The 12,637-nt window shown below is 36.0% G+C and carries 12 protein-coding genes and 1 other RNA gene; 4 read left to right on the top strand and 9 right to left on the bottom strand.

Annotation, left to right across the window (positions count from 1 at the left end):
• The first annotated feature begins 34 nt into the window (after nucleotides 1-34).
• From NSS71_RS14135 to NSS71_RS14145, 3 genes are all read left to right on the top strand, one after another.
• A complete protein-coding gene (locus NSS71_RS14135; protein WP_061799168.1) occupies nucleotides 35-811 on the top strand; it encodes an amino acid ABC transporter substrate-binding protein in 777 nt (258 codons plus the stop codon).
• 72 nt (nucleotides 812-883) lie between these two features.
• Nucleotides 884-1,543 carry an amino acid ABC transporter permease gene (locus NSS71_RS14140; RefSeq protein ID WP_047943804.1) on the top strand — a complete coding sequence of 220 codons (660 nt, stop codon included), beginning with the start codon at nucleotides 884-886 and terminating at the stop codon, nucleotides 1,541-1,543.
• A gap of 15 nt (nucleotides 1,544-1,558) precedes the next feature.
• Nucleotides 1,559-2,305 carry an amino acid ABC transporter ATP-binding protein gene (locus NSS71_RS14145; RefSeq protein WP_341151773.1) on the top strand — a complete coding sequence of 249 codons (747 nt, stop codon included), beginning with the start codon at nucleotides 1,559-1,561 and terminating at the stop codon, nucleotides 2,303-2,305.
• A gap of 119 nt (nucleotides 2,306-2,424) precedes the next feature.
• On the opposite strand, the gene arfA is transcribed toward NSS71_RS14145, so the two are convergent.
• The 5 genes from arfA to NSS71_RS14170 all read right to left on the bottom strand — a co-directional run bounded on the left by arfA (nucleotide 2,425) and on the right by NSS71_RS14170 (nucleotide 7,886).
• On the bottom strand, nucleotides 2,425-3,939 hold the full coding sequence (gene arfA / locus NSS71_RS14150) for an arabinosylfuranosidase ArfA (RefSeq protein ID WP_095258658.1): 1,515 nt from the start codon (nucleotides 3,937-3,939) through the stop codon (nucleotides 2,425-2,427).
• Nucleotides 3,940-4,021: 82 nt separating this feature from the next.
• Nucleotides 4,022-4,633 carry a YesL family protein gene (locus NSS71_RS14155; RefSeq protein ID WP_095322132.1) on the bottom strand — a complete coding sequence of 204 codons (612 nt, stop codon included), beginning with the start codon at nucleotides 4,631-4,633 and terminating at the stop codon, nucleotides 4,022-4,024.
• A gap of 36 nt (nucleotides 4,634-4,669) precedes the next feature.
• The gene (locus tag NSS71_RS14160; RefSeq protein WP_176474024.1) at nucleotides 4,670-5,560 is read right to left on the bottom strand and encodes a carbohydrate ABC transporter permease; all 891 of its coding nucleotides are present in this window, start codon (nucleotides 5,558-5,560) and stop codon (nucleotides 4,670-4,672) included.
• A 2-nt stretch (nucleotides 5,561-5,562) separates the two neighbouring features.
• On the bottom strand, nucleotides 5,563-6,462 hold the full coding sequence (locus NSS71_RS14165) for a carbohydrate ABC transporter permease (protein ID WP_341151774.1): 900 nt from the start codon (nucleotides 6,460-6,462) through the stop codon (nucleotides 5,563-5,565).
• A gap of 68 nt (nucleotides 6,463-6,530) precedes the next feature.
• Nucleotides 6,531-7,886 carry an ABC transporter substrate-binding protein gene (locus NSS71_RS14170; protein WP_217988646.1) on the bottom strand — a complete coding sequence of 452 codons (1,356 nt, stop codon included), beginning with the start codon at nucleotides 7,884-7,886 and terminating at the stop codon, nucleotides 6,531-6,533.
• Between the two features lie 453 nt (nucleotides 7,887-8,339).
• Between NSS71_RS14170 and NSS71_RS14175 the strand changes: the two genes are divergently transcribed.
• Entirely contained in the window at nucleotides 8,340-8,546 is a 207-nt protein-coding gene (locus NSS71_RS14175; RefSeq protein WP_095258622.1) for a YozQ family protein, read from the top strand.
• An 83-nt stretch (nucleotides 8,547-8,629) separates the two neighbouring features.
• On the opposite strand, the gene NSS71_RS14180 is transcribed toward NSS71_RS14175, so the two are convergent.
• The 4 genes from NSS71_RS14180 to smpB form a co-directional block, all read right to left on the bottom strand.
• On the bottom strand, nucleotides 8,630-10,108 hold the full coding sequence (locus tag NSS71_RS14180; protein WP_341151775.1) for an aldehyde dehydrogenase family protein: 1,479 nt from the start codon (nucleotides 10,106-10,108) through the stop codon (nucleotides 8,630-8,632).
• Nucleotides 10,109-10,332: 224 nt separating this feature from the next.
• Nucleotides 10,333-11,136, bottom strand: coding sequence for a BglG family transcription antiterminator (locus NSS71_RS14185; RefSeq protein ID WP_341151776.1), 804 nt, complete (start codon nucleotides 11,134-11,136; stop codon nucleotides 10,333-10,335).
• A gap of 485 nt (nucleotides 11,137-11,621) precedes the next feature.
• Nucleotides 11,622-11,980, bottom strand: a transfer-messenger RNA (tmRNA) gene (ssrA, locus tag NSS71_RS14190).
• Between the two features lie 159 nt (nucleotides 11,981-12,139).
• Nucleotides 12,140-12,607: an SsrA-binding protein SmpB gene (gene smpB, locus NSS71_RS14195; protein WP_016203855.1), complete on the bottom strand. Its 468-nt coding sequence runs from the start codon at nucleotides 12,605-12,607 to the stop codon at nucleotides 12,140-12,142.
• Nucleotides 12,608-12,637: the final 30 nt, after the last annotated feature.

The raw sequence follows: 12,637 nt of genomic DNA on the forward strand, positions 1-12,637 counted from the left end.
TGAAAACATAATTTATAAAGGTGGCTTTTACAACATGAAACGTTTAGCAATTAATTTAGTTATTTTGGCATCTGTATTTTTCATTTTTACGGCATGTTCCAACAATTCTAAAGATAATAAGGAAGATACATTAGTCATTGGTATTGATGATAAATTCGCTCCAATGGGGTTTAGGGATGACAATAATGAAATTGTCGGCTTCGATATTGATTATGCAAAAGCTGCAGCTAAAAAAATGAATATGTCAGTTGAATTTCAACCAATTGATTGGAAAACAAAGGAATCAGAATTAAGCAGCGGCCGGATTGACTTAATTTGGAATGGCTATACTATTACAGATGAACGAAAAGAAAAAGTTCTTTTCACAAAGCCTTATCTAAAAAATGCACAAGTTGTCGTAACATTAGCGGACTCAAAAATAACCAAATTAGATGATTTAGAAGGAAAAGTTGTTGGTCTCCAATCTCTTTCTTCTGCATCCGATGCATTAAATGGTAGTCCTATTAAATCAAAAATTAAGGAAGTTACCGAGTTTTCCGATAACGTATTAGCATTAAATGATCTGAAATCTGGTCGTTTAGATGCAGTTGTCATAGATGAAATTGTTATTGATTACTATATGACAAAAGAACAAGATTCCTTTAAAATCCTTGATGAATCACTTGCCCCAGAAGAATACGGAATTGGGGTTAAAAAAGGGAACGAAGCATTATTAGAGAAGCTTCAAAAAGCACTTGATGAGATGAATGAAGATGGCACAGCCGCTGAAGTTTCCGAAAAATGGTTTGGTGAAAATAAAGTATTAAAGTAACATCGCAAATGAATCATAAACAAAACAGGATTTCTTTCCGAAACCCTGTTTTGTTTTGTTGGAGGAATAGAAATGGAAATTGATTATATTATATCGATACTAAAACCAATGTTGGAAGGGGCCAAAGCAACCGTTCTTTTATTTCTTATTGCTATTGTAGTGTCCATTCCATTAGGTTTCCTATTAACACTCGCAATCCGATCTACCATCAAGCCAATTGCATGGCTGGCAAGCTGTTATGTTTACATCATGCGCGGTACCCCGCTCTTACTGCAATTATTGTTTATATGCTTTGGGTTACCAATGATTCCAGGAATAGGAGAATATTTAGTCCTAGATCGTTTTGTCGCTGCCTCTTTAGGATTTATTTTGAATTATGCAGCCTATTTTGCCGAAATTTTCCGCGGAGGTCTGCTTGCAATTGATAAAGGTCAGTATGAAGCTTCTCAAGTGCTTGGTTTAAGTAAATGGCAAACAACCACACGGGTTGTTTTACCACAAATGTTTCGAATTGCCCTTCCTGCTGTGGCAAATGAATCTGTCACATTAGTGAAGGATACAGCCTTGCTGTATGCTGTTGCTGTACCCGAGTTACTGCACTTTGCCCAAACGGCGGTAAACCGAGATTTTACGATTATGCCCTTTTTTATTGCTGGGATTATTTATCTTATCATGACCCTGCTATTAACAGCATTATTTAAATGGCTGGAGCGCAGATTTAAATTTGAATAAGAAGGACGGATACTTATGGCAATCATTGAAATAGAGAATATAAAAAAATCATACGATAAGGTCGAAGTATTGAAGGGGATAACCTTTGATGTCGATAACAATGATGTTGTGGCTGTTATTGGTCCCTCTGGTTCTGGTAAAAGCACAATGCTCCGTTGTCTTGTCGATTTAGAAAAAATCGATGGAGGAACGCTTCGTGTTTCTGGAGACGAGTTAGTGAAAGATGGAATATATGCTCCGCAGCAAAAAGTCAAACAAATTACTGCAAGAATGGGAATGGTTTTTCAGCATTTTAATCTATTTCCACATCTTACTGTAATAGACAATATCCAGCTTGCACCAAAATTAGTGAAGAAAGAATCTGCTTCTTCCCTTCAAGAAAGAAGTATGACAATCCTCGAAAAAATTGGTCTATCTAATTTTGCTAATGTCTATCCTGCCAAACTATCTGGAGGACAAAAGCAACGTGTGGCAATTGCTCGAGCATTAATGATGGAACCAGAAATTCTACTGTTTGATGAACCTACCTCCGCTTTAGATCCCGAACTAACAGGGGAAGTCTTAGCAGTGATGAAAGATTTAGCAAAAGAAAAAATGACCATGATTGTCGTCACACACGAAATGGGATTTGCCAAGGAAGTGGCAAATAAAGTCATCTTTATGGACAACGGTGTCATTGAAGAGTCTGGTCCGCCAGTCGGCCTATTTACAAACCCACAATCGCCTCGAACACAAGCTTTTTTGAGTCGGAATTTGAAGTAATAATAAAAGCAAAATAACATCGCTCTCCTTTGGGAAGCGATGTTTATTCTGGCTATGACCGATTACGACAAACCTTCCTTTTTATTTGATTAAAATTCTAAATATCCCGCCTTTTTTTACTACTTCCTTCTCAACCGAATAACGTTCCAAGACATTTTTGGCAGAATGAGTATTAATTTGCCATTTTCCATATAAGATTCTTGAGAAGCAACAGGTTTAACTGCTTCCTGGTGAAGTGTATTAATTGCTTTAGGATCATCGTTTGCAAGAACAATATGCTCCACAATGGAATATTCTTCAAACGACCTAATATCTACCTCTACATTTAATTGATTATCTAAGCTTCTATTAACAGCAAAGATCACAAGCTCCTCTTTCTCCTCATTATAGACAATAGACTGATCTAAATATGGTACATCTGTAAAATCTGTCGAATCATATTTTGGTGAGTCTACGATCGCTTGGATTGCTGTTCCACGCCCATAAACAGATGTGTAATAGTATGGATAGAAGATAGTCTGCTTCCAAGACCCTCCACCAGTTTCCGTCATTATTGGAGCAATAACATTTACTAATTGGGCAAGGCAAGCAATTTTAACTCTATCTGAGTGGTTAATTAAAGAATTCAATAAACTGCCTACAAGCAATGCATCTTCAAAATTATAAACATCTTCTAAAAGTGGGGGCGCTACACTCCAAGGTTCTATTTGCTTATCTTGATCATTCGAGTGAAACCATACATTCCATTCATCAAAGCTTAAATGAAGTTTTTTCTTACTTCTCTTCTTCGCTTTAATATAATCACAGGTTGCTATAACTGTTTTAATAAAATCATCCATATCTAATGATTTTGCGAGGAAATTCGCTGTATCATTGTCTCTATTACCATAATACGTATGCAGTGATACATACTCAACGTAATCATATGTCTGATCCAATGAGGTGGCTTCCCATTCAGGGAATGTTGGCATCGCTGTATTGGAGCTTCCGCAACTTACAAGTTCAATGCTTGGATCTACAATTTTCATTGCTTTTGCTGTTTCGGCAGCTAGTCTTCCATATTCATAGGCTGTTTTATGACCAATTTGCCATGGACCATCCATTTCGTTACCTAAACACCAAACTTTAATATTATGCGGGTCTTTATAGCCATGTTCTTTTCTCAAATCGCTCCAATAGGTCCCTCCTGGTAGATTGCAATATTCTAAAAGGTTACGGGCTGCATCAATGCCGCGCGTTCCAAGATTTACAGCCATCATTACTTCCGAATTCACTTGTTTTGCCCATTCAAAAAATTCATTTGTACCTACTTCATTGGTTTCGATAGAATTCCATGCTAGTTCCAATTTTCGCGGGCGTTTTTCCTTTGGTCCTACTCCATCTTCCCAATTATAAGCAGATACCATATTCCCTCCCGGATATCGCACAATAGGAACTTGTAATTGCTTAACTAACTCGATTACATCTTGACGAAAACCATTCTTATCCGCTGAAGGATGTCCAGGCTCATAAATGCCTCCATAAACCGCCCGTCCTAAATGCTCTATAAACGAACCATAAATACGGGAATCTATTTCCGATATTTTAAAAGATTTATCGATTACCATTTTTGCAGTTTTGATATTTTCAGTCATACTTCTCTCATTCCTTTTCCGATGTAAATTTTGATTAACATAATTGAATTTTTTTAGAAATAAACAATTGCTATTGATTTCATCAAAGATTATCTTCATCATTAACCAAATTATTAACAATTTTTCTCCAATAAATATGGCTGTTAATAAACACGATAAGGGCAACTCCGATTAAGGCTAATGGAATCAACATTTGGCAAAAATAAATGATCAAGCAGGCTACTACTACCATCAAGATGCTCATTGGTAAATTTTTAATTGCTAAAAATAGTGCGGTTTGTAATAGCTCTAAAACCGTTCCATCAAATGTTAATAAAACTGGAAAGACAGTAACGAAGAATAAACCAAAAAGAAAAACTAGGAAAATATAAAAGTAGTAAATGGATAGTGATGTATTTGCTGCCATTTCAAAATAAAAATTTCGTGCAGAAAGCAATAACATTCCAAAGCCGACAACGATCAAACCTACCTTCATGTTTCTAACAAAATTCGTCTTGAATGCTTGGTAAAATTCTGTAAAAACATTCATTTCTTTCCCAGTAATTAGAGAAAACATACAATGATGGAGTGCGACAGTGGATGGACCAATTGTAATTACTGGTAGACTAAACAATATCCAGAAGAAATTTAAAACAATAATAGAATAAAGCTTTCCCATCCGTTCCCAAAAAGGTGAATCATATTTAATTTTCATCGCCCCGCCTCCCTTTCATCAACTATTTCAGCTCCTTTATCCTTTTACTGCGCCTGCTGTCATACCTTCTACAAAGTACTTATTAAATATCAAGTACAAGATAAATAAAGGCAGAATGGAGAAGATAGATCCAGCCACTAGGACATCATAATTGTTTCCATAAGGAGTTAATAACGTATTTAACCCGATAGGTAATGTGAATTTTTCTGCTGACCGTAAAACTATTAATGGCCATAGCATACTATTCCACGCCCCCATGGAACTCAGAATCGCCATAGCAGAAAAGGCAGGTTTAGAAATTGGCATAACAATTCGCACACATATTCCATACTCACTACTGCCATCAATTCTTCCTGCATCCAATAATTCCTTTGGGATGCCTGAAAGATATTGTCTAAAGAAAAAAATAGTAGAAGCATGTACTAAACCAGGAAGGATAACCCCTGCATAGGTGTCTATTAGTCCAAAACTGATCATTTGCTTATATAATGGCAGCATCAGTATTTCAAAGGGAACCATCATTGTTGCTATAACGAGGAAAAATAATAGGTTTTTAAATTTAAAATGGTACATCGCAAAGCCATAGGCAACAAAATAACAGATAATTAATGTTAAAACTACCGAAACAATGGTAATAATCAAACTGTTCTTATACCAGTCCAAGTACCCAGTACTTCCATCAAACAGATAGCTATAGTTGATAAATGACCAATTTTCAAAATCTAAGTTTAGATTTAAGCCGTTTCTAATTAACATTTGGCCTGGACGGAAAGATGCAAACAAACCCGAAATAAAAGGGATAGCAACACTAGCACACATAATGATAAAAAATCCATTAATCAAAGCTTTTACTAGAGGATTTTTGCCTTCTTTCTTCCCTTTTTTAATTTCCAATGAGGAGCTTGCTAAATGATTATTTTTGCCCATACTTATTTGGCCTCCTTTTTAAACATGCCGCTTGAAAGCAAGTACACCATGCTAATGGATAAAGCAACAATTAATAACACTAAGCCAACAGCAGAAGCATATCCTAAATCATTCTTTTCAATTCCTCGTCTATACAAATAACCAACAATCGTTAACCCGATATTTTTGGGAGAATTATTGCTTCCATGTATCATAAAGCTTTCAAGAAACATGGCTAATCCTGCATATATACTAATGGTTGTCACATAGATTCTTGTCGGCTTAAGTAACGGCAGAGTGATATGCCAAAATCTTTGCCAGGCATTTGCACCATCTACTTTTGCCGATTCATAAAGAACCTCATCAATTGAGCTTAGTCCCGCCTCAAAATATAGAGTATTTACTCCCATCCATCTCCATGTTGCTAATAAAAGGAGTGCAAACATGCCCGTACCCCAATTTTTCAGCCATTGTTTTGACTCCAATCCAAAAAAATGAAGGATTTGGTTCATAAGACCAGAATCCATTTCACTAAACATATAGCGAAATAAAATACCTGCCACTACTACTGAAACTAATGCTGGCAAATAGATAATCGATTTATAGACTCTTTTTCCTACTACACTTTTTGAATTTAATAAAAATGCACAGAGCATAGGAATCGGAATTAAAATAATTAACGTTAAGATTGTATAGATAACACTATTTCTAACAGCTATATGAAATACCTTATCCCCTAACAACTTTTCATAATTTGCAAGTCCAACATATTCGCTATATCCGTTCCCAATATTATGAAAACTCATCTCTATAGTCGAATACATTGGATATATCCAGAAGAATGACAAGCTAACAATAAACGGCAATATAAACACATAAGGCGCTATTTTCTGAGAGAATAAAAAAGCCTGGAATTTTTTCAAATGCATTCCTCTCCTTTTCTATCAGGGTCTTTAAGATTACCACATAAAGGTAATCTTAAAGACGTCACTTATTCTTGCTCAAAGTCTACCTCCGCTTGTGCATCTTCAAGAGCTTGCTTTACATCTGCCCCATTCTCTAGAACTTCATTTAAAGTGGTTAAATTAAATACTTCATTGATAGTAGTCGTAATTGGCACAGTTTTAATCAAATTTACTTCATCTTGAATTTCCAATAATGTATCAAATGGATTATTAACAAAGTACTTTACATACTCATTCTCCGGATTATGGGTGATTTCTTTATTAGTCCAAACCTTTGTATTAACCGGATCAAACCCAAGGATATTCCAAATTTGTTCCCCGCCTTCTTCCGTTAACTTTGCCCAAGTCATAAATTCAGCTGCTAGCTCGGCATTTTCAGAGTCTTTATATACGACTGTACCTGTACCACCTGCACCATTTGAACGTTTTTGGCCTTCCTCAAACACAGGTGCTGGCGCAATCGCAAATTTGCCAGACATCTCTGGCATATAATCCGTAAATCGAGACATATACCAAATAGCTTTAGGGAAGGCAGCCACTTCGCCCTTTGCCACTGTCGCATAGCCTTGTTCTGTATCAATTTGTCCCCCTGGAGTTACTTCAGCGATCCCGCTTTCCAACCAGCCTTGCTGCATTGTTAACATATTATTTAATGAATCCAGCTTCACATTTGCATTGGCAGGATCTTCTACCCAAGATTCTCCGTGTTCCGACATTGCTAACGTCAGCCAATCTGCACCGCCAGTATCAACAGAAGTCATATAAACTTCTCCATTAGTAGCCTCTTTTAACTTCTCACCAGCTGCTGCAAAGTCATCCCATGTTTTAATTTGAGTATAATCAATTCCATATTTTTCGAGAATTTCTGTATTGTAGTACATGACAGTAGCACCTACATGTGTCGGTACTCCATAATAGTTGCCATCTTTTTCATAAGCATCTAATCGAGATTTCACCAAATCAGCCTTATATGGTTCAACATAACTGTTTAATGCCAGCCATGGAACTTCTCCATCTAAATAGTTAGGAAATTGGCCAATTTCTACATCTGCTAAATCAGGAATACCTTCCCCTGATTGGACCGATAAAGTTAGCTTCGTATGCATATCTGCATATGGATAAACTGTAAATTTAATTTGAATCTGCTTATCTGGATTCGCTTCATTCCATTTATTCAGCATTTCCGTGTAAAACTTTTGATGTAAATCAACGAATAACCACATATCCATCTTCGCACCATCTTCTGGTCCAACTGTCGTAACCTCTGCTTCTACCTCTTTCTTGTCACTTCCCTTTTTCCCAGAAGAATTCGAGCAACCAACAACTAAAACAGCCATCAGAAGAATCACAAAATAAGAAAAGCCTTTTTTGGGTAACCACATACACTTTGCCCCCCATTCGATTTTTTGAATTCTTGCCATTTACGTATTAAAAGATCACCTCCCGGAATTAAAACGCTTTCACAAATAGATATATTACCATCCACAATTTTTTATGTGTAATTCTTATACGCACTTTTTTATTCCACCCTAAAAAATGTACGGATGTAATAAACATTTTTTTTTAACTATTAGAAGTGATTACTTTACCTATATGTATAAAGATTCACAAAAATTAATCACTTAGAAAAAGATTTTCTTTTTTTCTTCTTTAAACTTATCTCACAAGTTCAGATGAAAATTTGACCATACATCTTCTGAAGTACTGGTCAAATTGAAAAGTGACTAAAGCATAGTCTACAATTTTTCATTAAATCTAAAATTGTATGAGTAATTTTGGCCAATATAGAAGAAAATACATCTGTAGGAGCTATTAACAAAAATGGAGGGTTTCATTTGAATAAAAAGAATAATAATCAAAATTCAGAAGTTGCAGGACGCATGTTTGATCCAAGTGATTATGAAAAAAAAGACCAACTTTCTTCTGGCTTGGCAACTACTCATGAACAAGCTACTGATACATATACAGAAGGAGAAATTGGCGCTGTAATTGATGATGTGGATGGCGAGGATATAGAGATAGGGAAGAATAGAACTAAATAACAAATAGAAAAAGGATGCATTCTTTTGAGAGAAAGCATCCTTTTTCTATTTTTCATGCCTATGCTATGCTTGCTAAGAAATTGTTACTCTGGAATATATGGTAATTCAAGTGTTTTCGGGATATTAATTACATGGGTCTCTACATAAGATTTTAATCCTTCTTCTCCATACTCTCTTCCAACTCCAGATTGTTTCACCCCGCCAAATGGGAATCGCACATCCAAGCCTTGAACAGCTGCAGTATTAATCATTGTTGTGCCTGCCTCAATGCGACGGGCAACTTTAATTGCATGTTCTTCTTCGCCCCAAACAGAACTTGTTAGACCATAAATACTCTCATTGTGTAACTCAATTACTTGCTCTTCATCATCAAAAGGCAAAATTGGCACAGTCGGTCCAAATTGCTCTTCTACAACAATTGGATCATGAAAATCAGCGCCTAATACTAATGTAGGCTGCAGAAAATATCCATTATCCATTAATTCGGGATTGAGAATTTCCCCTAATGGGATCACTTTAGCCCCTTTACTTTTGGCATCTTCTACAAGACTTTTAACATATTTCACCTGATTTTTATTATTTACTGGTCCTACTGTTACATCAGGATGAAAAGGATCGCCAACGCGAATCCACTTATTCGCTGCTTCGATATATTTCTCTACGAAAGCATCATAGATTGATCGATGAACATAAATGCGTTTCGCTATCATACATATTTGTCCTGCGGTAAGGAAGTTTGAAATTACCATTCTTCGCATCGCTTTTTCATCATTTACATCAAAGTCTTCTAGCACGATCGCGGCATCATTTCCTCCTAGCTCCAGCGTCATCTTTTTAATCGTTTCAGAAGCAGCCTTCATAATACTCTTAGCTGTCTTCGTTCCACCCGTGAAAGCAATCTTTGCAACTTTTGGATTCGATGTAAGCTCTACCCCTACCTCTGCATCCCCATGGACAAGATTGAGCACACCTGCAGGAAATTCATCTGCGATAATTTCTACTACTTTACTGACAGCTAAAGGAGCAAAAGGACTTGGTTTTACAACCATTGTATTTCCAGTTAATAAGGCTGGTGCTATTTTAATGGTGGATAAAGAAATTGGATAATTCCATGGGGAAATAGCGGAAACAACACCCACTGGATCAAATGTAATGATGGTTCTCCCATTTTCATGCTCTTTTTCTTGGGGAGCAACAACTTTCTTTACATTCTTGCATGCAAATTCCATCCACATGATAGAGATTGCTATTTCACCTTTGGAATCATATAAAGCTTTCCCATGTTCCCGAGATAACAAAGTAGCTATTTCAGGTGTTGCATCCTTTAATTTTTGAATAGCTCGTTCCATTCTTTCTATCCGCTCATCTACATCCGTCCAAGCCCAGCTTTTTAATGCATCATACGCTGCATCAATCGCTTGTACCGTTTCTTCTTTCGTATTAAGAGGTGCATATCCTACGATTTCATCCGGATGTGTTGGATTTTCACGTGGAGCTTGCTTTTCCGTTGGTACTTTCTCTCCGTTGATAATGGCATGTATAGTGATTGGTTCTGTTTGCATATTCCAAATCCTCCTTGCAGGAACTATTTTACTTCATTAGTATGAATTAGGTTGTTTAGGTATATACGGTGAAAACGATAAAAACAAATAGATTTTCTTGAGAGACTAATAAACCCTATAACTGAAATACAGTAACACTATATTAACTTATACACTTTTTAGTAGGGGATTAATCTAAAAAAACTATTTTTTTGTGAAAAGTAGATGAATAAGGACTAAAAAGTTTATATGTAAAGGCGAACATTTCCTTCTTTAACTATTTGAAATATCTCCTGAACATCCTCTAAAATCTTATATGCCAATTCAAATTTTTCATAATCTAAAGATTGCTCTACTTCCTTTCCTTCGCGGATCTCATATCCATGTCGGATACGGTATATCGTAATAATTAAATGCACTAACAAACTGCTTAATTTCCCCGTGGGAATATTATAGATATACTTATTTAGATTCTCAATCACCACTGTTGACAGTAAGTTTAATTCTTCTTCTAAAACCCAGCCACCGAAGCGAACTAATAATTCTTTATACAGCTCTTTTATTGTCATAAAATTTTTCTCTACTAAACTCCCAAGTAGTAATCTTTTGTCAAATTCATCCCCCTCTAATCGAATCCCTTGAAAAACTAATGCTTCCACGGATAAATTTCTTTTTTGGGAGGTAATCATTTGAGAAATTCGTTGAATATCTGACCGAATCGTTTGTGGAGAGAAATAAATCATTTGGGATAATTGTTCGTATGTTGTCCATTCCTTTGTATCTAGAAGTGCCTTTACAATATAAAATGCACGCTCCTCAAATTCAATATGATGTCTCTGTTTAAAACCAACTAACTCACCTTCAAGTTGATAACCTTGGCGTTTATTTGAAATAATGCGTGCACCAATGAGATAGTTATCATTCAAATCTTTAATGTCGTTTCTCACCGTTCTGGAACTAATATTTAGCTGTTCACTAATATCATTTCCTGTTACAAACCCATCTGAATTTTGAAGTATGTGAAGAAGCTTGGTATATCTGTCTCTCATAGTGAATACCTCCTGTATCTACATCATAAAAAAGAAAGCATTTTCACGCTATTTTGTTCTTTTTCCTATTAGTAAGGAAATGAAAGACTACAACAAAACTTTTCCTATTGATAATGGCAAACTTTAATGATAGTTACAATGAAACTTTGTGTGCAAATGTTTTAGCTGCTGGTTCATTTGTCATTAGTGAATTGAATCGAAAAGCATTGATGGAAAAGATTAAAAAGAGGAGTCTAAGAAAAGCATGATAACGCACAGGATTGTTATCATTAATAACTAGAGGAAACTTGTTTTAGAATCTATACTTCCACTCAATTTAAACTACTTAAAAGCCCATTCCTATTTAACAAAAACAAAAAGACAGGATTCCTATAATACAGAAATCACTGTCTTTTTGGACCAAAAATAAATGGGAAATGAAAAGTCTATTCATTTCCATTAGATCAAGTATTTAATAAAAAATAAAAAACCACCAAATATGTATTTGGTGGAGACGGAGGGAGTCGAACCCTCGTCCAGAAATATCGGCACTTAAGCTTCTACGAGTGTAGTCAACATATTCGCATTTCGCTTATTCTTCTGCCTGTTGACTGGCGTCCGATAAGCTAGTCTGGTTGTTCTCTTCCTTCTTCCTCAGACGGTGGAATCCGGCGTAGCCCACTTAAAGTGAGTCCCTGACCCTACCACATGGGCGATGGAGGGAGGAACCGCTAAGCGCTATTAAGCAGCTAAAGCGAAGTTGTTTTGTTGTTTGCCAGTTATAGGCTTTGACGTTTTAACGAGGCCGATCCCCTCGACTCGCAACCTAAGCTCGAACTATCCCTGTCGAATCCGTAGCGTCCCCATTATAAGGATAAAATCAAGTAATTGTTACATTACAAGATTCTGAGCATTTAAGCTTAACGTTTCGGAAGCTCTGAAATAGGAGCTTAAAGTTATGTTGTCTTATCGACATAAATTATTATAACATAACTGGAGCGTATTTCAATTGTAAAGTTTTGGATTACATTTTTTGCCTTTCACGTAAAGCACGTTCAATACTGCGATTTGCTTCTTTACGTTTTAAAGTTTCACGCTTGTCATAGTTCTTTTTACCCTTACCTAGACCAATCAAAACCTTTGCATAGCCATTTTTAAAATACAGTTTCAGTGGAACTAAAGCATAGCCCGCTTCTTTTGTATCCCCGATTAACTTATTAATTTGTTTGCGATGTAATAAAAGCTTTCTTGTTCTTAATGGATCATGATTATAGCGATTTCCTTGTTCATATGGACTGATATGCATCCCTAATAGAAATACCTCGCCATTAATAATCCGCGCATATGATTCCTTCAAATTTACTCTTCCTGCACGAATCGCTTTAATTTCTGTTCCTTGGAGAACAATTCCTGCCTCATAAGTCTCTTCAATAAAATAGTCATGGTTTGCTTTTTTATTCTGTGCTACTAATTTCCCTTCACCTTTTGGCATGTCTCTTCCCCCTACTCTGCCAATAATTTT

The sequence above is a fragment of the Niallia sp. FSL W8-0951 genome (genome assembly GCF_038006525.1).
Taxonomy (GTDB): Bacteria; Bacillota; Bacilli; order Bacillales; family Cytobacillaceae; genus Niallia; species Niallia circulans.